Raw genomic sequence first — 21,161 nt, forward strand, 5'->3', positions numbered from 1 at the left:
CGACCCCAAGCCCTACGTCTGGACCAAGACCGCAGACGAGATCCTCGAACGCCTCACCTCATATCTGAACAGAATTCCTGACTCAGAAGACTAGCCCCGGCCACCCCGCGTGCCCGGTCGCGTTTCCGCACCGGGCACGTCCTCAGGCCGGGAAGCGGCGGTCCACCCAGCGCCAGGCCACTTCGAGGAGTGCCGCGCCCGCCGCCGCGATCGCCACCGCCGTCCAGGGCATCGTCACGCCCACCAGCTTCAGGGCGAAGAAGTCCTGGAGCCAGGGGACGACGAGGACCAGCAGGAAGGCGCCGCCCATCGTGGCGACCAGGGCGATGCGCCACCAGGTGTAGGGGCGGGCGACGATCGCCAGGACCCACATGGAGACCAGGAAGAGCGTCAGGGTGGCGGCGCTCGTCTCCGCGTCGAGGGCGCCCGGGCCGCTGTAGTGGGAGCGGGCGATGAGGTACGTGGTGAAGGTGGCCGCCGCCGCCACGACGCCGCCCGGGATCGCGTACCGCATCACCCGTCTCACGAAGTTCGGCTTCGCGCGCTCCTTGTTGGGGGCGAGGGCGAGGAAGAACGCGGGGACACCGATGGTGAGGGTGGACAGCAGGGTCAGATGCCTCGGCAGGAACGGGTACTCGACCTGTGAGCAGACCACCAGGACGGCGAGGAGGACGGAGTAGACCGTCTTCGTCAGGAAGAGGGTCGCCACCCGGGTGATGTTCCCGATGACCCGGCGCCCCTCCGCCACCACCGAGGGCAGGGTCGCGAAGGAGTTGTTCAGGAGGACGATCTGGGCGACGGCCCGGGTCGCCTCCGAGCCCGAGCCCATCGAGACGCCGATGTCGGCGTCCTTGAGGGCGAGGACGTCGTTGACGCCGTCGCCGGTCATGGCGACCGTGTGGCCGTGGGACTGGAGCGCGCCGACCATGTCCCGCTTCTGCTGCGGGGTGACCCGGCCGAAGACCGCGTTCCGGTCGAGTTCGTCGGCCATCGCGGCCTGCTCGGAGGGCAGCTGACGGGCGTCGACGGTGTTCTCGGCCCCGGGCAGGCCGAGCTTCGACGCCACCGCGCCGACGGAGACCGCGTTGTCGCCGGAGATGACCTTGGCGGCCACGTTCTGGTCGGCGAAGTAGGAGAGGGTGTCGGCGGCGTCGGGCCGCAGCCGCTGTTCCAGGACGACGAGCGCGGTCGGGGTGGCCTCCTGCGCGACGTCGGGGGAGTCGAGCTCGCGGGTCGTACGGGCGAGGAGCAGGACGCGCAGGCCCTGTTCGTTGAGGTGGTCGATCTCGGTGAGTGTCGGGTCGCCGGCCTTCAGGAGGACGTCGGGGGCGCCGAGCAGCCACGCGGAGCTCTCGCCGTCGCCCTCGCTGAACGCCGCGCCGCTGTACTTGCGGGCGGAGGAGAACGGCAGCGACTCGGTGCAGCGCCAGTCCTCCGCGTCCGGGTAGGCGTCGATGATGGCCTGGAGCGAGGCGTTGGGATGCGGGTCGGACTCGCCGAGGGCGCCGAGGACCTTGCGTACGTACTCCTCGTCGCTCCCGTTGAGGGCCCGCAGCTCGGTGACGTCCATGCCGCCCTCGGTCAGCGTGCCCGTCTTGTCGAGGCAGACGACGTCGACGCGGGCCAGGCCCTCGATGGCCGGCAGTTCCTGCACGAGGCACTGCTTGCGGCCGAGCCGGATCACCCCGATCGCGAAGGCGACGGAGGTGAGGAGGACGAGGCCCTCGGGGATCATCGGGACGATGCCGCCGACGGTCCGGGCGACGGAGTCCTTGAAGTTGGTGTCCTTGACGACGAGCTGGCTGATGATGAGGCCGATCGCCGTCGGGACCATCATCCAGGTCACGTACTTGAGGATCGTGGAGATGCCGGAGCGCAGCTCGGAGTGGACGAGGGTGAAGCGGGACGCCTCCTCGGCCAGCTGGGCCGCGTACGCCTCGCGCCCGACCTTCGTGGCGGTGAACGCGCCGCCTCCGGCGACCACGAACGAGCCCGACATCATGGTGTCGCCGGGCTTCTTCACCACCGGGTCGGCCTCGCCGGTCAGCAGCGACTCGTCGATCTCCAGGCTGTCCGCCTCGGCGACCTCGCCGTCGACGACGACCTTGTCGCCGGGGCCGAGTTCGATGAGGTCGCCGAGGACGATCTCCGAGGTGGAGACCTCGGCGGAGACCCCGTCGCGCCGGACCGTCGGTTTCGCCTCGCCGATGACGGCCAGGCTGTCGAGGGTCTTCTTGGCGCGCAGCTCCTGGATGATGCCGATGCCGGTGTTGGCGACGATCACGAAGCCGAAGAGGCTGTCCTGGATCGGCGCGACGAAGAACATGATCACCCAGAGCACGCCGATGATGGCGTTGAAGCGGGTGAAGACGTTGCCTCGGACGATGTCGATCGTGGAGCGCGAACTGCGGACCGGGACGTCGTTGACCTCGCCGCGGGCGACGCGCTCGGCGACCTCGGCGGAGGTCAGTCCGGCGACGTGGTGGACGACGGGTGGTTCGTCCGTGATCTCACTGCCGTCCGTGTCGATCTTCGCCCGCTGAGTCATGTTTTCGACGGTACGACCGGAAGCGGTCGTTCACCCGCCGAGAAGGGTGAACATCAGACCGGGGGAGGACCGAAATCGTCCCGCGGTACTACGGGTGATCGAGCGGTACGACGTGCGCGGGGTCAGGGAGTGGGCGAGGCGTTCCGCTCGGCCTCGTGCCGCTTGATCGCGGCGTCGCGCTTCCGCACGTACCAGATGCCGATGAGCCCGAGGCCGGCTCCGGCCAGGCAGGTCCACACCCACCAGGTCAGGTCCCGGTCGTCGAACCAGCCGTAGAAGGGGACCTGGACGAGGAAGAGTACGAACCAGAGGATCGTGCCGCCGGTGATGGTGGCGACGACGGGCCCCTCCAGGGGCTCGGGTGCCTCGTGCTTGGGGGTCCACTTCGCCATGCGGTCAGTCTAGGCGGCGGGAAAAGGGGTCTACGCGCGGAGATGGACGCTCGCTCGTTCATGTGTTCATACTGAAACGGTTTGCCTCTGGCGGGTTTCTCTCGTATGAACCGCCAATTGGACGCCCCGAAGAGGAACCACCCCATGAGCACCACGGCCACCGCCAAGGCCATATCTCCCGAGCCCGCCCCCGAGTCGCCGCAGCGGCCCGCATCCGGACTCGACCGCTTCTTCAAGATCTCCGAGCGCGGCTCCACCGTCGCCCGCGAGGTCCGCGGCGGTTTCGCCACCTTCTTCGCGATGGCCTACATCATCGTGCTGAACCCGATCATCCTCGGCAGCGCCAAGGACATGTACGGGCACCAGCTCGACGGCGGCCAGCTGGTCACCGCGACCGTGCTCACCGCGGCCTTCTCGACCCTCCTCATGGGTGTCATCGGCAACGTGCCGATCGCCCTCGCGGCCGGACTCGGCGTCAACACCGTCGTCGCCCTCCAGCTCGCGCCGAGGATGTCCTGGCCGGACGCGATGGGCATGGTCGTCCTCGCCGGCCTCGTCGTGATGCTGCTGGTGGCGACGGGCCTGCGCGAGCGGGTGATGAACGCCGTCCCGGTCGGCCTGCGCAAGGGCATCGCGATCGGCATCGGTCTCTTCATCATGCTCATCGGCCTCGTCGACTCGGGTTTCGTCTCCCGCATCCCCGACGCCGCGCACACCACCGTCCCGCTCCAGCTCGGCGGCGACGGTCACCTCACCGGCTGGCCGGTCCTGGTCTTCATCCTCGGCACGCTGCTCACCCTCGCGCTGATCATCCGCAAGGTGCCGGGCGCCATCCTCATCTCCATCGTCGTGATGACGATCGTCGCGATGGTGATCAACGCGGTCGCCACCGTCCCGTCCTGGGGCCTCACCACCCCGACCTGGCCCGGGAACCCGGTGGCCTCGCCCGACTTCGGCCTGGTCGGCGAGGTGAGCCTGTTCGGCGGCTTCGAGAAGGTCGGGCTGCTGACCGGCGTCCTCTTCGTCTTCACCGTGCTGCTGTCCTGCTTCTTCGACGCGATGGGCACGATCCTCGGTGTCGGCGACGAGGCGAAGCTGATCGACAAGGACGGCAACTTCCCCGGCATCAACAAGGTCCTGCTGGTGGACGGCCTGGCCGTCGCCTCCGGTGGTGGCACCTCCTCCTCGGCCACCACCTGCTTCGTGGAGTCCACGGCGGGTGTCGGCGAGGGTGCGCGCACCGGCCTCGCGTCGGTGGTCACCGGTGGTCTGTTCTCGGTCGCGCTGTTCCTGACGCCGCTGGCCACGATGGTCCCGTCCCAGGCGGCGACGCCGGCGCTGCTCGCGGTCGGCTTCCTGATCCTGGCCGGTTCGATCAAGGAGATCGACTGGAGCGACTTCACCATCGCGGTGCCGGCGTTCCTGGCGATGGTGATGATGCCGTTCACGTACTCGATCACGAACGGCATCGGCATCGGCTTCATCGCCTTCAGCGTGCTGCGGCTCGCCACGGGCCGGGGCCGCGAGGTCCCGGTGGCGATGTACGTCGTGTCGGCGGTGTTCGTCTTCTACTACGCGATGCCGTCCCTCGGCCTCACGTGATCCACACGGTCATGACGGAGCGTTCGTGGGCTTGAGCCCGTAGAACTTCTCCGTCTCGTCGACGGCGGTCTGGAACCGGTCGTCGAAATCAGCGCGGATGAGCGTCCGGACGACATAGTCCTGGACGCTCATTCCGCGTTTGGCGGCGTGTCCCTTGAGACGGTCGAGCAGCTCACCGTCGATGCGCAGGCTGAGCACGGTCGATCCCATGCCCGTCAGGGTCGCGGCAGGAACGGGCCCCGTGCGTCACTTTCCGGATCCGTCTCACTCGTTTGGGTGACAGATTCGGTCACGGGCATCCCGAGTGGTATTTAGATTGGGTAATGAGTTATGCTAACGAACATGCCTGACCTGTCCCACGGCACTGCCGACGACGTCGCCGCCGTGAACGAGCTCCGCTCCGCCGTCATGCGACTGGGCCGACGCCTCAAGCACCAGCGCGTCGACGAGTCACTGAGCCCGACCGAGATGTCGGTGCTCGGCACCCTGAAGCTCTGCGGCTCCGCCACCCCCGGTGAGCTGGCCCGCAAGGAACACGTCCAGCCGCCGTCGATGACCCGCATCGTCGCGCTGCTCGAAGCCAAGGGGCTGGTCAGGCTGGAGCCGCATCCCGACGACCGACGACAGAAGGTCGTCAGCCAGACCGAGCGGGCCGAGGCCATGCTCGAGGAGTCCCGCCGCAAACGGAACGCCTGGCTGGCGTCGCTCGCCGAGGGTCTGGACGAGGACGAATGGGCCAAGCTGCGCGCGGCCGCCCCCGTCCTGGAGAAGCTCGCCCACCTCTAGACCCCGACGCCGAGGAGGCGACGCACTTTGAGTACGGGACCCGGAGCAGACTCCGCACCCGTCCATCAACCCGACACCCACACCCCCGGGCGAGGCGGCACGTTCTCCTCGCTCAGGATCCGGAACTACCGGCTGTTCTTCACCGGTGCCATCGTCTCGAACACCGGCACCTGGATGGCCCGTATCACCCAGGACTGGCTGGTCCTGAGCCTCACCGGATCCGCCGCAGCCGTCGGCATCACCACGGCGCTGCAGTTCCTCCCGATGCTGCTCTTCGGTCTGTACGGCGGTGTCCTCGCCGACCGGTACCCGAAGCGGCGCATCCTGCTGATCAGCCAGGCCGCGCTCGGCCTCTGCGGGCTCGCGCTGGCCGTCCTGACGCTCTCCGGCCACGTCCAGGTCTGGCACGTCTACCTGATCGCCTTCCTGCTCGGCATGGTCACCGTCGTCGACAACCCGGCCCGGCAGTCCTTCGTCTCCGAGATGGTCGGCCCCGCGCAGCTGCGCAACGCCGTCTCGCTGAACTCCGCGAACTTCCAGTCCGCCCGGCTCGTCGGCCCGGCGGTCGCCGGTCTGCTGATCGCCACCGTCGGCAGCGGCTGGTCGTTCCTGCTCAACGGCCTCTTCTTCCTGGCCCCGCTGGCCGGGCTGCTGATGATGCGCCCCGCCGAGTTCCACAAGGTGGAGCGCGCCCCCCGGGGCAAGGGACAGCTCAGAGAGGGCCTGCGGTACGTGGCCGGGCGGCCGGACCTGATCTGGCCGATCGTCCTCGTGGGCTTCGTCGGCACCTTCGGGTTCAACTTCCCGATCTGGCTCACCGCCTTCGCGGACGACATCTTCCACGTGGGCGCCGGGACGTACGGCTTCCTGAACACCCTCATGGCGGCCGGCTCGCTCGTCGGCGCGCTCCTGGCGGCGCGGCGCGGCTCCACGCGGCTGCGGATGCTGGTGCTCGCCGCGGTGGTCTTCGGTGTGCTGGAGATCGCGGCGGCGCTCTCGCCGTCCTTCTGGCTCTTCGTGCTGCTGCTCGTCCCGATCGGCATGTTCGGCCTGACGGTCAACATCACCGCCAACTCGGCGGTGCAGCTGGCGACGGACCCGGTCATGCGGGGCCGGGTGATGAGCCTCTACATGATGGTCTTCGCGGGTGGCACCCCGATCGGCGCACCGCTGCTCGGCTGGGTCACCGACACGTACGGGCCCCGGGTGGGCTTCGCGACGGGCGGTCTCGTCTCCCTCGCGGCGGCGGTCGTGGTGGGCCTGGTCCTCGCGCGCGTGGGCGGCCTGAGGATGGCGTTCGGCTGGAACCACGGCCATCCGCGGGTCCGGTTCGTCGAACGCGAGCGTCTGGCGACGGCGGCGTAGCCCTGGAGCGGGCGGCGGAGCGGGAGCCCCCGGTCCGCCGCCCGAACAGCGGTGTCCTGCCGGACGGGCGGTCGTCACACCCGCCGCTCCAGCACCTGGCCCGGCCAGTCGCCCACCGTGAAGGGCTCGGTCCTGATGAATCCCTGGCGTTCGTAGTACTCCACCAGGCGCCCCTCGCTGCCCGCGAAACAGTCCACCCGGAGCAGGGACAGGCCCTGGCGACGGGTCTCGTCCACCGCGTGGGCGAGCAGCGCCGCGCCCACGCCCCGGCCGTGGAAGCGCGCGTCCGTCGCCAGGATGTGGACGTAGACCTCCGGCTCGTCCACCGGCGCCACGTACGGTGCGGGATGCGGGGTCAGGGTGACGGTTCCGGCCGGGACACCGTCGATCTCCGCGATCCACGGAGTGCCCTCGGCCACGATCTCCTCGACCCGCGCGACCGCCTTCGCCCGGGCGGACCAGGGCTCCGTGCCCCACTGATCGGTGATCCCCTTGCCGTTGAGCCAGCGGACCGCGCTGTCGAGCATCGCGAGTATCGCGGGGACGTCGTCCGCCCCGCCCTTCCTGATGGTGATCTCCATCCGGTCGACGGTAGCCGCTGACACACTCTGCCCATGAGGCTTTTCGCTGCCGTGCTTCCGCCCCGGGAGCAGCTGACCGAACTCGCCCGTCTCGTGGACCGCCTGGCCCGCCTCCCCGACGCCGGGCGCCTGCGCTGGACCCAGCGGCCCGGCTGGCACTTCACCCTCGCCTTCATGGGCGAGGTCGACGACGAGCTGCTCCCGGAACTGCACGAGCGGCTCGCCCGCGCCGCCCACCGCACCTCGCCGTTCGCGCTGCGGCTGCACGCCGGCGGACACTTCGGGCGGGCGGTGCTGTGGACGGGAGCCGCCGGAGACCTCGACGAGATGCGCCTGCTCGCCGAGCGCGCCGACGCGGCCGCCCGCCGGGCCGGCGTGCCGATGGACGAGCACCGCCGCTACCAGGCCCACCTGACGATCGCCCGCTCGCGCGCCGACGTCGACCTCCGGCCGTTCGTCGACGCGATGGCCGGCTTCGAGGGCAGCCGCTGGCAGGTCCCCGAGCTGGCGCTGGTCCGCAGCAACCTCCCGGGCGGTGGCGTGCCGGGGGAGCAGCCCCGGTACGAGACGGTCGGCGCATGGCCACTCGGAGGGGCGGGTTAACCTCGAAGGGTGGACCCGAAAACCCGTAACCGGATCATGGCCGGTGTGCTTGTCCTGATGTTCGCGATGATCGCGGTGGCCTCCGTGGTCGGCCAGTAGCCAGGAGCCGGGCCGGTTCGTGAGAACCCGCTCGGCGATGCCGTCGCGTACCGCCCGGCCGCGGAGCTCGCGGGCCTGCGCGCCGTCCGGACGCGGAAGCAGCCGAGGAACTCCTCGGCGATCCCGAGCCGGGGTGGCGCGTCACGTCCGTGCCAGGGTGCCGCGGAAACGCGACTGTGCGCGCATGAACGGGCCGCTGCGCGATCGGCCCTTGCCTGGAGTGGGCTCGAAGCGGTTCGCTTGTGGTTCATGAAGTACACGCAGCTCGGACGTACGGGACTCAAGGTCAGCCGACTCGTTCTCGGCACGATGAACTTCGGTCCTCAGACAGACGAATCAACCAGCCACGGCATCATGGACGCCGCCCTCGACGCGGGTGTGAACGTCGTCGACACGGCCAACGTCTATGGGTGGGGTGAGAACAAGGGCCGCACCGAGGAGATCATCGGCAGCTGGTTCGACCAGGGCGGCGGCCGCCGGGACAGGACGGTCCTGGCGACCAAGGTCTACGGCTCCATGTCGCGCGAGGGCGAGACCTGGCCCAACGAGGACCGGCTGTCGGCGCTGAACATCCGGCGGGCGGTCGAGGCCAGCCTCAAGCGGCTGCGGACGGACTACATCGACCTGTACCAGTTCCACCACATCGACCGGCTCACTCCCTTCGAGGAGATCTGGCAGGCGGTCGACGTCCTGATCCAGCAGGGCAAGATCCTCTACGCCGGATCGTCCAATTTCCCCGGCTACAAGATCGCCCAGGCCAACGAGATCGCCGCTCGACGCGGCTCCACGTACGGCCTGGTCAGCGAGCAGTGCCTGTACAACCTCCATGAGCGGCGGGCCGAGATGGAGGTCCTCCCGGCGGCCCGGGAGTACGGCCTCGGCGTCATCCCGTGGTCCCCGCTCCACGGCGGACTGCTCGGCGGCGTCATCCGCAAGGAGGTGACGGGCGGGCGGCGTGCCTCCGGCCGGACCGCCGAGGCACTGACCGACACCGCGGTCCGGGCGCGGATCCAGGCGTACGAGGACCTGCTCGACAAGCACGGCCTGGAGCCCGGCGAGGTGGCCCTGGCGTGGCTGCTGACCCGCCCCGGCGTCACGGGGCCGATCGTCGGCCCGCGTACGGCCGAACAGCTGGACTCCGCTCTGCGCGCTGTGGAGTTGGAGCTGAGCGAGGACGTGCTGACCGGCCTGGACGAGATCTTCCCGGGGCCCGGGCCTTCGCCGGAGGCCTTCGCCTGGTGATCGAGTAGCGCGTGGTCGTCGAGGCCGTCGCCCCTCCCGGGGGCGGCGGCCTCCGCGTCTCTCCGAGGACCGGGGCCGCTCCGGGCGAGAGGTCTCGGTGGAGGACCGTCGGGTCAGCCGCCGAGCCAGCTGCCGGCGTCGAGGCGGAAGGCGGTCTCCGGGGGGACGACCTGGCGCAGCGCGTTCTCCACGTCCCGGACGCGCTCGGCGCCGAGGGTCGCGCACCACTCCGCGTGCAGCGCGTCGAAGATGACGGCCGAGCGGGCGAGGGCGTCGTGGCCGCGTGCGGTGAGGCGGACGAGTTTGCGGCGGGCGTCGGCCGGGTCGTCGGCGCGCTCCGCGTAGCCGACGGCGAGGAGACGGTCGACGGTCTTGCCCGCGGCCTGTTTGGAGACGCCCAGATGGCGCCCGATGTCGCTGGCGGTGGCGCCGCGGGGCCCGCCGGCGGCGATGGCCTGCATGGCGAAGCCGTGTGCGGGGCGCAGGTCGGGGTGGCCCTGGCGGGCGAGTTCGGCGTGGAGCCGGTCGATGAGGGTGCGGAAGCCGGCGAAGAGGAGCAGCGGCAGCTCGAAGCCCGCGACGGATTCCCCCTTGCCCCTATCGACAACCTGGTTTACGTTTTCCTCGTCCGCATGGTCAACCATGTTGTCGATTCTACTCTCTCGTCCAGGAGTCGCCTTGTTCACCGATCACACCGTAGAGACCGCCCCCGCCGCCTCGCGCCGCTCCATGGAGTCCGTGTCCGCCGCCTGGGGCCGTCTCCCGCAGGCCGTCGCGCGCATGGCCGAGTCCCCGCATGCGCTGGACGGATTCCTGACGATGAGCGCGCTGTTCGAGGCCACGACGCTCGACGCGCACTCCCGCGAGACCGTGATCCTCGTGGTCGCGGAACGCCATCAGTGCCATCTGTGCATCGGGATCCACGAGGCCAGGCTGGCCGGGCTGGGTCCGGCCGGGCGACCGGAACGGCTGGCGAGCGTACGGAGGTTCACGCATCAGGTCCTCGCCTCGTCCGGGGCGGTGAGCGACGAGGAGCTGGAGGCGTTCCTCGACGCCGGGTACACCCGGCAGAACGCCCTGGAGGTGGTGCTCGGCATCGGTGCGTACACCCTGTCGACGCTGGCGAACCGGCTGACCCGCTCGGCGTGACGGAGCCGGGCCGTCACGAGCGGGTCGGTGGGGGCGGGTCGTACGGCCGACCGGTGGCGTCGGCGGTGTCAGAGGGAGACGGCGACGAGCGCCAGGGCGGAGCCGCCGAAGACGATGGCGTGCCGGATGTTCTGCTGGATCCGGACCCAGCCCGGGAAGGCGTTCTCGGCGGCCTTGAGGAAGGCGGGGACGTCGACGCGCGCCAGCTCCGGGTCGCCCTTGCGCCGGAAGGCGGCGCGGACGGCGGAGACGGCCGTCAGGTTGCTGTAGAGGATCAGGCCGTTCATGACGATGACGAGCGACTGGAAGATCCAGGTCGAGGTCGTGGCCCAGTCGCTCCCGGCGACGTTGAGCGCGGCCAGGGCGATCATGACCACACCGACCGAGACCGGGGCCCATGTCTCGTGCCCGCTCGCGTCGAACCTGAGGCCGTTCTCCTCCAGGACCTCGGGCCGGACGCCCTGGCGGGTGAGCTCGTCCTGAGCGGCGGTCGTGGCCAGGGGGCCGAAGCGGTGACGGACGATCGGGATGCTGACGAAGGCGAGGGCGATGAGCAGCTGCATGAGGGCGGCGAGGTCGGCGTTCACGGGGGGCCTGCTTCCTGGTCGGCGTGGCGTCGTTGCTGACGAGGAAGACGATGCCGAGCCGCGCTGACGCCCCGCGGACCGTTCGCTGACAGGGTCCGTGAGGGCCTGTCAGCGTCGGCGTCCGGCTGTCAGGCGCCCTGGTAGAGGGCCCCGAGACCCCATGCCTGGTGCATGGCCGCCGCGAAGGCGCCCGCCAGTTTGTGCTCGCCGGACGGGCCCGGGTGGGTGCCGTCGTAGGTGTCCGCGTGGATGTCGTACGCCTCCGGGGTCGTCGCCAGGAGCAGTGGCGACGCCGCCGTGTCGAGGTCGGCGACGGCCTTCGCCAGCAGCTCGTTGAAGCGCGCGCACTCGGCGGCGAACGGTGCGTCGTACTCGGCCCGTACGTTCGGGATGACGGGCATGACCACGGTCCTGACGCGCGGGTTGACCGCGCGGGCCGCGGCGACGAACGCGCGGGTGTTCTCCGCGGTCTGGTCGCTGTTGGTGTAGAAGCCGAGGTCGATCAGGCCGAGGGAGACCAGCAGGACGTCCGCCCGGGTCGTCCCGACCGCCTCGCCGATCAGCGGCGCCATGTGCAGCCAGCCCTCGCCCCAGCCGGCCAGATGGCGCCGGGCGGGCGCGGGGAAGCCGGGGTCGGCGTAGTCGTGCGAGAGCGGGGCGTCGGCGGCGGTGTCGTACAGCTCGGTGCGCGGCCCGACGATCTCGTACCGCCCGGGCAGCGCGGTCTCCAGGTGCTGCCACATCCGGTAGCGCCACGTGTAGTCGCCGGCGCGTCCGATGGTCATGCTGTCGCCGACGAACATAAAACGCATGGTCACATCATCGCGGAGCCCGAGCGGCGGCTGCGACGTGATCCCGGCCACCCCTCGGCCCCGTGGCAGGCTTGGTCCATGCGATCGCTTCTGCGCGTCACCGGTGCCGCCGCCCTGGTCCTCCTCACGGCGGCGGGCCCGGCCGTGGCCGCGGACGCCGACCAGGACTTCACGATCAAGGATCCGCGGATCACCGAGTCCAGCGGCCTCGCGGCCAGTCACGCCCACCCGGGCGTCTACTGGACGCACAACGACCAGGACGCGCCCCTGATCTACGGCATCGACTCGCGGACCGGCGAGACGGTCGCGACGCTCACCATGAAGGGCGTCGGCACGCCCCGTGACATGGAGGCCGTCGCCGTCGGCCCGGACGGCGACATCTACGTCGGCGACATCGGCGACAACAAGGACGGCACCTGGGACCACGTCTGGATCTACCGCTTCCCCGAGCCGAAGCGGCTGAAGGACCAGACCGTCACGGCGCAGCAGTACGACGTGACGTACGCGGACGGGCCCCGCAACGCAGAGGCCCTGATGGTCCATCCGAAGACCGGCCGGGTCTACATCGCCAGCAAGAACCAGGACGGCGGCGGGCTCTACGCGGGCCCCGAGCGGCTCTCCTCGGGGAGGACGAACGTCTTCCGGCGCGTCGACGACGTGCCCTGGGTGACGGACGGCGCCTTCTCGCCCGACGGCGAACGGCTCACCCTGCGCGGCTACTTCTCCGCGAAGGAGTACGCCTGGAAGGACGGGCGCCTCGGTGACGAGGGAACGAGCGTGGGGGCGCCCTTCCAGGGACAGGCGGAGTCGGTGACGTACTCCGGGGACGGCGAGGCGCTGATGTTCGGATCGGAGGGGGCGAACAGCAAGGTCGTCCGTGTCGACCGGTCCCCGGCGCCGCGTCCCTCGACCTCGGCCCCCGGCGCACCGCCGAAGGCCCCGGACGCGGACGCGTCCGCCACCGCGGAGGACCGCGGGAACTTCACCGTGGGCGTGATCGTCCTCGGCGCCGCGACCGCCCTGGTCATCGGCGGGAAGCGCCTCCTGCGCCGCCGCTGACGAGCACCTCGAAGCCGTCGAGGAGACGTGCGAGCCCGAAGGCGAAGTGGTCGACGTCGTGGGAGAAGGTGTCCTCGGCGAGTGCCGCCATGTGCGGATAGTCGCCCGAGGCCATCGCCCGTTCCAGGAAGGGGTGTTGCCTCTTCCAGAACTCCTCGTCGTCCACGCCCGTCTCCTTCGCGGCCTCGACGGCCTGGATCTCCATCCGGGCGACGCCGACGACGTAGTTCTGCACGGCGATGATCACTCCGATCGTCTCGGGGTCGCTCAACCCCATCCCGTGCGGCCCCTTCAGGCCGGAGAGGCAGAGATCGAGCCCGCGCAGGGTGCTCGGTCCGAGGACCGAGCGGGCCTGGTTCACCCTGAGCAGCCAGGGGTGGGACCGGTACAGCTCGCGGTAGGAGCGCGCGAGCTGCTCGACGGTGTCCCGCCAGTGCGTGGGGGGCGGCGGGTCGCCCTCGAACGACTCGCCCTGGACGCGGTCGAGCATCAGGTCGAGCAGCTCGGTCTTGCCGGGGACGTACCGGTAGAGCGACATCGTGCCGACGCCGAGCTCGGTGGCCACCCGCCGCATCGAGACGGCGTCGAGCCCCTCGGTGTCGGCGACCCCGACCGCGGCCGTGACGATCCGGTCGAGGGTGAGGCCCGGCTTGGGGCCTCGGCTGGGCCGGTCGCCCGTGCCCCACAGGAGTTCCAGGCTGCTCGTCGTCGCGTCCTTCATGGCCTCACCTTAAAACTGAGTACACCGTACTCTGAATCGGGTACGGTGTACTCAGTTTCCTGGATCGGAGGATGTCCCATGTACGAACACGCGGTCCTCGCCGAGGACCTGCGCAAGCGGTACGGAGGCAAGGGCGGGAGCGCCTTCGCCCTCGACGGCTTCGACCTCGCCGTCCGCCCGGGTACCGTCCACGGCCTCCTGGGCCCCAACGGCGCGGGCAAGACCACCGCCGTCCGCGTCCTCGCCACCCTCCTGAAGACCGACGGAGGCCGTGCCGAGGTCGCCGGCGTCGACGTGGCCCGCCACCCGCGCGCCGTCCGCGCCCGCATCGGTCTCGTCGGCCAGTACGCCGCCGTGGACGAGGGCATCAGCGGCCGGCAGAACCTGGAGATCTTCGGCCGCCTCTTCCACCTCGGCGCCCGCCGGGCCCGTGCCCGCGCCGGAGAACTGCTCGACCGCTTCCAGCTCGCCGAGGCCGCCGACCGGAACGCGGGCACCTACAGCGGCGGGATGCGCCGCCGCCTCGACCTGGCCGCCTCGATGATCCTCACCCCCGACGTCCTCTTCCTCGACGAGCCGACCACCGGACTCGATCCGCGCGGTCGCGGCGAGGTCTGGGACGCCGTCCGCGCCCTCGTCGCCGGTGGCACGACCGTGCTGCTCACCACGCAGTACCTCGACGAGGCCGACCGGCTGGCCTCCCGGATCACCGTCATGGACCGGGGCCGCGCCATCGCCGACGACACCCCCGACGGGCTCAAGAACCGGGTCGGGGGCGACCGGATCGAGGTCGTGGTGGCGGACGCGGCCGACCTGCCGGCCGTACGGAAGGCCCTCGCCCGGGTCGCGGCGGCCGAACCGGCCGTGGACGAGGGGGACAGGCGCGTCCACGCCCCCGTCACCGACCGGGTCGCCGCCCTCACCGAGGTCGCGCGCACCCTGCGGGACGAGCGGATCCCCGTCGAGGACCTCGGCCTTCGCCGCCCCAGCCTGGACGACGTCTTCCTGACCCTGACGGGCCGCCCGAGCGCGGACGTCACCACCGACGAGGCCGGCGCCACCCGTGCCGGTGCCGAAGGAGTCGCAGCCGCATGACGACCGCCGCCACGACGGACCGCGCCCCGGTCGCCACCCGCGGCCGCGCCTACTGGGCGCTGGCCGACTGCGCCACCCTCGTCCTCCGTACCCTGCTCAACTACCGACGTCAGCCCGTCGCCATCCTCTGGCAGCTCGGATTCCCCATCGTCTCCGTCCTCCTCTACGGCTTCGTCTTCGGCAGCGCGATGCAGGTGCCCGGAGGCGGCGACTACAAGGACTTCCTCATGCCGGGGATGTTCACCATGACGATGACCTTCGGTCTCATGAACACCGCCATCGCCGTCGTCGCCGACGCGGGGAGGGGGGTCATGGACCGGTTCCGGTCCATGCCGATGGCCCCCTCCGCCGTCACCACCGGCCGGGGCGCCTCCGACCTGCTGATCGCCGCCGCCGAACTGGGCATCCTCGCCGCCACCGCGCTCGCCATCGGCTGGACCTCCGACGGTGGCGCGGGCGGCACGCTGTTCGCCTTCGCCCTGCTGCTCCTGCTGAGGTTCAGCCTCATCTGGGTGGGGGTGTGGTGCGGTCTCGTCCTGCCGAACACCGAGGCGGCCGGCGCGCTCTACGGGGTGATCTTCCCGATCACGATGATCTCCAGCGTGTTCGTGGCCCCGTCGCTGATGCCCGACTGGCTGGCCCCCGTGGCGGCCTGGAACCCGATCTCCTCGACGGTCGCCGCCACCCGCGAGCTGTTCGGCAATCCGGGCGCGGCGGGCGGGAGCTGGGTGGAGCAGCACGCGATCCTCATGGCCGTCCTGTGGCCGGTGCTCCTGACGGCGGTCTTCCTGCCGCTGGCCGTGCGCAGGTTCCAGCGGCTCAGCCGCTGACCGGAGGTTCCTCTCCCGCGTCGACCGGGCGGGGCGGGAGGCAGAGACTGGAAGGAGAGCGGGGGACGACGAGGCCAGGAGGGATCATGACGGGATTCACCCGTGAGGGCACCCCGGTCGTCATGGAAGGCGGCGGCCTGGACTTCCGGATGCGGGAGGCCGGAGGCGACATGACCGTCGCCTTCATCCACCTTCCCCAGGGCACCGACATGGCGCCCGCGCTCAAGGGGCTCGAAGGCGACCTGTGCCAGTGCCCCCACTGGGGGTACCTGTTCAAGGGCCGGATCAGGATGCGGACCGCCTCGGGCGAGGAGATCTACGAGGCCGGCCAGGCCTACTACTGGGGACCCGGTCATGCCCCCGAGGCGCTGGAGGACGTCGACGTCGTGGAGTTCTCGCCGACCGCCGAGTTCAACGCGGTGATCGACCACGTCAAGGCGCAGGCGGGGTGAGCGCCGGCCACGCGAAGGGCCCGGCACCGGATGTCGCCGGTGCCGGGCCCTTCGGAGGCGTGGAGGTCAGAGGTTCTCGATCACGTAGTCGATGCAGGCCGTCAGGGCCCGCACGTCCGCCGGGTCGATCGCCGGGAACATCGCGATCCGCAGCTGGTTGCGGCCCAGCTTGCGGTACGGCTCGGTGTCCACGATGCCGTTGGCCCGCAGCGCCTTGGCGACCGCCGCCGCGTCGACGTCCTCGGAGAAGTCGATCGTGCCGATGACCTGCGAACGCTTCGCCGGGTCGGTGACGAACGGCGTCGCGTGCTTGGACTCCTCGGCCCAGCCGTACAGCGCCTGGGAGGACTCCTTCGTCCGGGCCACGGCCCAGTCCAGACCGCCCTGGCCGTTGATCCACTTCAGCTGCTCGGCGAGCAGGAAGAGGGTCGAGAGCGCCGGGGTGTTGTACGTCTGGTTCTTCAGCGAGTTGTCGATCGCCGTCGGGAGCGAGAAGAACTCCGGGATGTGGCGGCCGGACGCGTGGATCCGGGCGGCGCGCTCCAGGGCGGCGGGCGAGAACGCCGCCAGCCACAGACCGCCGTCGGCGGCGAAGGACTTCTGCGGGGCGAAGTAGTAGACGTCCGACTCGGTGATGTCGACCGGCAGGCCGCCCGCGCCGGAGGTCGCGTCGACCAGGACGAGCGCGCCCTCGTCGGCGCCCGCGACGCGCTTGACCGGGGCCGCGACACCGGTGGAGGTCTCGTTGTGCGTGAACGCGTAGACGTCGACGCCCGCCTCGGCCTGCGGCTCCGGGTGGGTGCCCGGGTCCGAGGAGATCACGGTCGGCTCGGCCAGCCAGGGGGCCAGCTTCGCGGCCTTCGCGAACTTGGAGGAGAACTCGCCGAAGTTGAGGTGCTGCGACTTCGACTCGATGAGCCCGTGGGTCGCGATGTCCCAGAAGGCGGTGGAGCCGCCGTTGCCCAGGATCACCTCGTAGCCCTCGGGCAGCGAGAAGAGGTCACGCACTCCGGCACGTACCTCGCCGACCAGGTTCTTGACCGGGGCCTGGCGGTGGGACGTGCCGAGGAGGGAGGTGCCGGTGGCGGCCAGGGCGTCCAGCGCCTCCGTACGCACCTTGGAGGGGCCCGCGCCGAAACGGCCGTCGGCGGGCTTGATGTCAGCGGGAATCCGGATCTCAGCCACGAGGCGGAGCGTATCCGGTCGGAAGGGCCACGGCGGAACGATGTCCGCCGGATGAGACGACAGGTGAGACATCCTGACCTCGTGCGAAAACACCATGAGCGGTCCGAGCTGGAGGACGCCCTCCGTGCGGAGGTGGCCGGAGACGTCGATTTCGGCGCCACGGCCAGGGCCCTGACGACGATGGACGCCTCCAACTACCGCCGGGTGCCGGTGGGTGTGGTCGCCCCCCGCGACGCCGGGGACGTGGCGGCGGTGCTCTCGGTCTGCCGCGAACGGGGGGTGCCGGTCGTCGCCCGGGGCGGCGGCACGTCGATCGCGGGCCAGGCGACCGGCACGGGCGTCGTGCTCGACTTCACACGTCACATGCGGGCCGTCGTCTCCGTCGACCACGCGGCGCGCACGGCCGTCGTCCAGCCGGGGGTGGTGCTGGACCGGCTGCGGGACGCGGTGCGCCCGTACGGGCTGACCTTCGGCCCCGATCCGTCGACGCACAGCCGCTGCACCCTCGGCGGCATGATCGGGAACAACGCCTGCGGGGCGCACTCGGTGGCGTGGGGGACGACCGCCGACAACGTGCGCGGGCTCGACGTCCTGACGTACGGGGGCGAGCGGCTGCGCCTCGGCCGGGAATGGCAGGGCGCGCCGGCGGGGCTGCGGGAGCTGGTGGAGGGGCGGCTCGCCCTGCTGCGGACGGGCTATCCGGCCGGGCTGCCGCGCCGGATCTCCGGCTACGCGCTCGACGCGCTGCTGCCGGAGCGGGGCGCGGACGTGGCCCGCTCGTACTGCGGCAGCGAGGGCACGCTGGGGGTGCTGACGGAGGCGACGGTACGGCTGGTGCCGTTGCCCGCCTCGCCGGTCCTGGCGGTCCTCGGATACGCGGACGAGAGCGCGGCGGCCGACGCGGCGGCGGGGCTGCTGACGCTGGGCCCGCTGACGGTGGAGGGGATGGCGGCCGATCTGGTGCGGGGCGCGTCGGGGCTGCCGCGCGGTGGCGCCTGGCTGTTCGTGGAGATGGACGGTGAGCCGGCGGCGCGTGGGCTGATCGCCGCGGCGGACGCGCTGGACGCGTCGCTGGTGACGGACCCGGCGGGGCAGCGCGCGCTGTGGCGGATCCGGGAGGACGCGGCGGGCACGGCGACGCGGATGCCCGGGGGCGGCGACGCGTGGCCGGGCTGGGAGGACTGCGCGGTCCCGCCGGCGAGGCTGGGCGCGTACCTGCGCGCGTTCCGCGCGCTGCTCGCCGAGCACGGTCTGCGGGGCACCCCGTACGGCCACTTCGGCGACGGCTGCATCCACGTCCGGATCGACTTCGACCTCTACACCGGGAAGGGAGTGGGGCGTTTCCGGGAGTTCTCCGAGGCGGTGGCGGATCTGGTGGTGGCGCACGGGGGCTCGCTGTCGGGGGAGCACGGGGACGGACAGGCGCGGGCGGAGCTGCTGCCGCGGATGTACGGGCCCGAGCTGGTGTCGGTGTTCGGCGCGGTCAAGGACGTGTGGGACCCGGACGGCGGTCTGAACCCGGGGATGCTGGTGCGGCCGGCGCCGCTCGACACGAACCTGCGCTTCCAGGGCCTGCCGTTGGTGGGCCGGGAGCCGGCGCGCTGTGTGGGGGTGGCCAAGTGCCGGGTGGAGGGGCCGACGTCGGGGCCGGAGGTGATGTGCCCTTCGTACCGTGCGACGGGGGAGGAGCGGCATTCGACGCGGGGCAGGGCGCGGCTGCTGCACGAGATGGCGCTGGGCGAGGTGATCACGGACGGCTGGCGCTCGGAGGAGGTCAAGGAGGCCCTCGACCTGTGCCTGTCGTGCAAGGGGTGCCGGAGCGACTGTCCGGTGGGCGTGGACATGGCCGCGTACAAGGCGGAGTTCCTCGATCGGCACTACGCGGACCGGCGGCGGCCGCGCTCGCATCTGACGATGGGCCGGCTGCCGGAGTGGCTGAGGCTGTTCGGCCCGGCGCTGAACATCGCGCGGATGCTCCCCGCGCGGTTCGCGGGTGTCACTCCGGAGCGGAAGCTGCCGCGGGTGGCGGCGCTGACGTTCGTGTCCTGGTTCGGGGCGCGGCTGGAGGAGGCCGTGGACGTGCTGCTGTGGCCGGACACCTTCACCAACCACCTGGCGCCCGGGGTGGGCCGCTCGGCGGTGCGGGTGCTGCACGCCGCCGGTCTGGGGGTGGGGCTGCCGCCGGGGCGGGTGTGCTGCGGGCTGACCTACGTGTCGACGGGCCAGCTGGACCGGGCTCGGAAGGCGATGCGCAGGACGCTCGACGTGATGGAGCCCAAGCTGGGCCATCCGGTGGTCGTCCTGGAACCCTCCTGCGCGGCGACCCTGCGGACCGACCTCCCCGAACTCCTCCCGGACGATCCCCGGGCCCGGACGCTGGCCTCGTCGGTGCGGACCTTCGCCGAGGCGCTGGAGGAGTTCGCGCCCGCGTGGGAGCCCCCGCGTCTCGACCACCCGGTGGCCGGCCAGACCCACTGCCACCAGCACGCGGTCCTGGGGGACGGCGCGGACCGGCGCCTGCGGGAACGGATGGGGCTGGTCGGCGAGTTGAGCGGCGGCTGCTGTGGTCTCGCGGGCAACTTCGGCTTCGAGCCGGGCCACTACGAGGTCTCGGTGGCCTGCGCGGAGGACCAGCTCCTCCCGGCGGTCCGCGCGGCGGACGACGACGCGGTCCTCCTGGCCGACGGCTTCTCCTGCCGTACCCAACTGGACGATCTGACGGGCCGTCGCGCCCGTCATCTGGCGGAAGTCCTCGCGGAGGCGCTGCGGGAGCGGTAACATACATTCATGAATGTACGTGAGGAGCCGGGCTCGTCGCGTCCGCGGCGTTCCACCCAGGCCGAGCGGCGGGAGCGGACGCGCGGCGCGCTGCTGGAGTCGGCGGCCCGGGGGCTGTCCCGGCACGGGTACAGCAACCTCGTCCTCGAGCAGGTGGCCAGGGACGCCGGCTACACGCGCGGCGCGCTCTACCACCAGTTCAAGGACAAGCAGGACCTGGCCCTCGCCGTCTCCGAGTGGGTCTTCCGGTTCTGGGACCAGGAGGTCGGGCAGCACGTCTGGCGCGAGCCGGATCCGCTCGCCGCGCTGCTCACGCTCGCCCGCGCCCACACGGTCTTCTGCCGTCGCGACATCGCCCGCGTGGCTGTCGCGCTGCGTCTGGAGTTCTCCGGGCAGGACCACCCGATCGGACAGGTCGTGGAGACCGGCTACCGCCAACTCCTCGACCTCTGCACCGGATTCGTCGAGGCCGGGCGGGCGGCGGGGACGATCCCCGACGGACCGCCGGCCGCGGACGTCGCGCTCGCCTACGTCGGCGCGCTCGAAGGAACCTCGATCGCCCTCGCCGGCCGTGTGCCCGACGACGTGTCCCTCGTCGTCGCGGCGGCCGCGGGAGCCCTCGGGCTCGACCCCCGCACCACGCACCCCTCTGTACGGAACGCACCGCAGGAGGAAAGCCATGGAACTCCCCCAGTCCGCGCACACGTCCCGCCCCTGGCGGATCCACGAGATAACGCCTGACTTCCGCGTCTACGACGTCTGGGCGCTGCCCACGCCCGGTGGTCCCGACGACTTCCCGCGCCTGATACGGAACTTCGCCGGCGGCGACACGAGCGAGAACTCCTCCCGGATCGCCCGTCTGCTCTTCGCGATCCGCTGGAAGCTCGGCGCGCTGCTCGGCTGGGACGACAGGGAGAAGGGCCTCGGCTCCCGGGTGCCGACCCTCCGCGACCGGCTGCCGCAGGACCTCCGCGACGGCCCGGCCGGCCCGGAGTTCGACCGGCTGCCCTTCACGTCCGTCTACCTGAGGGACGACGAGTGGGCGGCGGAGATGGCCAACCGGACCTGCCACGGAGTGATGCACATCAGCTGGGTCCCCGACGGCTCCGGCGGATACCGGGGTCAGATGGCCGTCCTCGTGAAGCCCAACGGCCTCTTCGGCAAGGCGTACATGGCCCTCATCGGCCCCTTCCGGCACCTGATCGTCTACCCGCCGTTGATGCGCGACATCGGACGCCAGTGGAGCGAGACCACCCCCTCCAGGTGAAGGGAACG

The 21,161-nt window shown here is 71.2% G+C and carries 22 protein-coding genes; 13 read left to right on the forward strand and 9 right to left on the reverse strand.

Going from position 1 to position 21,161, the window contains the following annotated elements; all coding sequences use genetic code 11:
- Nucleotides 1-142 precede the first annotated feature (142 nt).
- Both AB0D99_RS30630 and AB0D99_RS30635 read right to left on the reverse strand, forming a co-directional pair.
- Nucleotides 143-2,548: an HAD-IC family P-type ATPase gene (locus AB0D99_RS30630; RefSeq protein WP_362369513.1), complete on the reverse strand. Its 2,406-nt coding sequence runs from the start codon at nt 2,546-2,548 to the stop codon at nt 143-145.
- 122 nt (nt 2,549-2,670) lie between these two features.
- Nucleotides 2,671-2,940, reverse strand: coding sequence for a DUF2530 domain-containing protein (locus tag AB0D99_RS30635; RefSeq protein ID WP_362369515.1), 270 nt, complete (start codon nt 2,938-2,940; stop codon nt 2,671-2,673).
- A 144-nt stretch (nt 2,941-3,084) separates the two neighbouring features.
- Between AB0D99_RS30635 and AB0D99_RS30640 the strand changes: the two genes are divergently transcribed.
- Nucleotides 3,085-4,542, forward strand: coding sequence for an NCS2 family permease (locus AB0D99_RS30640; protein WP_362369518.1), 1,458 nt, complete (start codon nt 3,085-3,087; stop codon nt 4,540-4,542).
- 9 nt (nt 4,543-4,551) lie between these two features.
- Here AB0D99_RS30640 and AB0D99_RS30645 read toward each other — a convergent pair whose 3' ends face one another.
- The gene (locus tag AB0D99_RS30645) at nt 4,552-4,752 is read right to left on the reverse strand and encodes a ribbon-helix-helix protein, CopG family (RefSeq protein WP_362369521.1); all 201 of its coding nucleotides are present in this window, start codon (nt 4,750-4,752) and stop codon (nt 4,552-4,554) included.
- A gap of 132 nt (nt 4,753-4,884) precedes the next feature.
- Here AB0D99_RS30645 and AB0D99_RS30650 point away from each other — a divergent pair, with 132 nt between their 5' ends.
- Together AB0D99_RS30650 and AB0D99_RS30655 are read left to right on the forward strand one after the other, a co-directional pair.
- Nucleotides 4,885-5,328: a MarR family transcriptional regulator gene (locus tag AB0D99_RS30650; RefSeq protein WP_362369524.1), complete on the forward strand. Its 444-nt coding sequence runs from the start codon at nt 4,885-4,887 to the stop codon at nt 5,326-5,328.
- Nucleotides 5,329-5,355: 27 nt separating this feature from the next.
- Nucleotides 5,356-6,693, forward strand: coding sequence for an MFS transporter (locus AB0D99_RS30655; protein ID WP_362369527.1), 1,338 nt, complete (start codon nt 5,356-5,358; stop codon nt 6,691-6,693).
- A 74-nt stretch (nt 6,694-6,767) separates the two neighbouring features.
- Here the strand turns inward: AB0D99_RS30655 and AB0D99_RS30660 are convergent, their stop codons facing one another.
- Nucleotides 6,768-7,274, reverse strand: coding sequence for a GNAT family N-acetyltransferase (locus AB0D99_RS30660; protein ID WP_362369530.1), 507 nt, complete (start codon nt 7,272-7,274; stop codon nt 6,768-6,770).
- A gap of 33 nt (nt 7,275-7,307) precedes the next feature.
- On the opposite strand from AB0D99_RS30660, the gene thpR reads away from it, so the two are divergent.
- Complete coding sequence (thpR, locus tag AB0D99_RS30665) at nt 7,308-7,877, forward strand: RNA 2',3'-cyclic phosphodiesterase (protein ID WP_362369533.1); 570 nt, start codon at nt 7,308-7,310, stop codon at nt 7,875-7,877.
- Between the two features lie 348 nt (nt 7,878-8,225).
- On the forward strand, nt 8,226-9,218 hold the full coding sequence (locus AB0D99_RS30670) for an aldo/keto reductase (RefSeq protein WP_362369536.1): 993 nt from the start codon (nt 8,226-8,228) through the stop codon (nt 9,216-9,218).
- Between the two features lie 113 nt (nt 9,219-9,331).
- Here the strand turns inward: AB0D99_RS30670 and AB0D99_RS30675 are convergent, their stop codons facing one another.
- Nucleotides 9,332-9,862, reverse strand: a complete 531-nt coding sequence (locus AB0D99_RS30675; protein WP_362369539.1) for a MarR family winged helix-turn-helix transcriptional regulator — start codon at nt 9,860-9,862, stop codon at nt 9,332-9,334.
- A 34-nt stretch (nt 9,863-9,896) separates the two neighbouring features.
- On the opposite strand from AB0D99_RS30675, the gene AB0D99_RS30680 reads away from it, so the two are divergent.
- On the forward strand, nt 9,897-10,367 hold the full coding sequence (locus AB0D99_RS30680; RefSeq protein WP_362369542.1) for a carboxymuconolactone decarboxylase: 471 nt from the start codon (nt 9,897-9,899) through the stop codon (nt 10,365-10,367).
- Between the two features lie 68 nt (nt 10,368-10,435).
- Here AB0D99_RS30680 and AB0D99_RS30685 read toward each other — a convergent pair whose 3' ends face one another.
- Nucleotides 10,436-10,954 (reverse strand): hypothetical protein, encoded by a 519-nt coding sequence (locus AB0D99_RS30685; protein ID WP_362369544.1) that lies wholly within the window; start codon nt 10,952-10,954, stop codon nt 10,436-10,438.
- A 128-nt stretch (nt 10,955-11,082) separates the two neighbouring features.
- On the reverse strand, nt 11,083-11,766 hold the full coding sequence (locus AB0D99_RS30690) for a GDSL-type esterase/lipase family protein (RefSeq protein WP_362369547.1): 684 nt from the start codon (nt 11,764-11,766) through the stop codon (nt 11,083-11,085).
- Nucleotides 11,767-11,844: 78 nt separating this feature from the next.
- Here AB0D99_RS30690 and AB0D99_RS30695 point away from each other — a divergent pair, with 78 nt between their 5' ends.
- Nucleotides 11,845-12,825, forward strand: coding sequence for a WD40 repeat domain-containing protein (locus AB0D99_RS30695; RefSeq protein WP_362369550.1), 981 nt, complete (start codon nt 11,845-11,847; stop codon nt 12,823-12,825).
- Here AB0D99_RS30695 and AB0D99_RS30700 read toward each other — a convergent pair.
- Entirely contained in the window at nt 12,791-13,546 is a 756-nt protein-coding gene (locus tag AB0D99_RS30700) for a TetR/AcrR family transcriptional regulator (RefSeq protein ID WP_362369553.1), read from the reverse strand. The genes AB0D99_RS30695 and AB0D99_RS30700 overlap by 35 nt on opposite strands.
- A gap of 78 nt (nt 13,547-13,624) precedes the next feature.
- Here AB0D99_RS30700 and AB0D99_RS30705 point away from each other — a divergent pair, with 78 nt between their 5' ends.
- From AB0D99_RS30705 to AB0D99_RS30715, 3 genes are all read left to right on the forward strand, one after another.
- Nucleotides 13,625-14,641 (forward strand): ATP-binding cassette domain-containing protein, encoded by a 1,017-nt coding sequence (locus AB0D99_RS30705; RefSeq protein ID WP_362369556.1) that lies wholly within the window; start codon nt 13,625-13,627, stop codon nt 14,639-14,641.
- Nucleotides 14,638-15,471 carry an ABC transporter permease gene (locus AB0D99_RS30710; protein ID WP_362369559.1) on the forward strand — a complete coding sequence of 278 codons (834 nt, stop codon included), beginning with the start codon at nt 14,638-14,640 and terminating at the stop codon, nt 15,469-15,471. Before AB0D99_RS30705 ends, AB0D99_RS30710 begins: the two co-directional genes overlap by 4 nt.
- Before the next feature lie 86 nt (nt 15,472-15,557).
- Nucleotides 15,558-15,923, forward strand: a complete 366-nt coding sequence (locus AB0D99_RS30715) for a hypothetical protein (protein ID WP_362369562.1) — start codon at nt 15,558-15,560, stop codon at nt 15,921-15,923.
- 66 nt (nt 15,924-15,989) lie between these two features.
- On the opposite strand, the gene serC is transcribed toward AB0D99_RS30715, so the two are convergent.
- Entirely contained in the window at nt 15,990-17,108 is a 1,119-nt protein-coding gene (serC, locus tag AB0D99_RS30720) for a phosphoserine transaminase (protein WP_362369565.1), read from the reverse strand.
- 51 nt (nt 17,109-17,159) lie between these two features.
- Here serC and AB0D99_RS30725 point away from each other — a divergent pair, with 51 nt between their 5' ends.
- Genes AB0D99_RS30725 through AB0D99_RS30735 form a run of 3 tightly spaced genes read left to right on the forward strand, consistent with a single transcriptional unit; the run spans nt 17,160 to nt 21,153 of the window.
- The gene (locus AB0D99_RS30725; RefSeq protein WP_362369568.1) at nt 17,160-19,886 is read left to right on the forward strand and encodes an FAD-binding and (Fe-S)-binding domain-containing protein; all 2,727 of its coding nucleotides are present in this window, start codon (nt 17,160-17,162) and stop codon (nt 19,884-19,886) included.
- Nucleotides 19,887-19,895: 9 nt separating this feature from the next.
- Complete coding sequence (locus tag AB0D99_RS30730; RefSeq protein ID WP_362369571.1) at nt 19,896-20,627, forward strand: TetR/AcrR family transcriptional regulator; 732 nt, start codon at nt 19,896-19,898, stop codon at nt 20,625-20,627.
- Nucleotides 20,566-21,153 carry a DUF2867 domain-containing protein gene (locus tag AB0D99_RS30735; protein ID WP_362369574.1) on the forward strand — a complete coding sequence of 196 codons (588 nt, stop codon included), beginning with the start codon at nt 20,566-20,568 and terminating at the stop codon, nt 21,151-21,153. The genes AB0D99_RS30730 and AB0D99_RS30735 overlap by 62 nt, the downstream gene beginning before the upstream one ends.
- Nucleotides 21,154-21,161 lie beyond the last annotated feature (8 nt).

Source organism: Streptomyces sp. NPDC047971 (assembly GCF_040653355.1).
Taxonomy (GTDB): Bacteria; Actinomycetota; Actinomycetes; order Streptomycetales; family Streptomycetaceae; genus Streptomyces.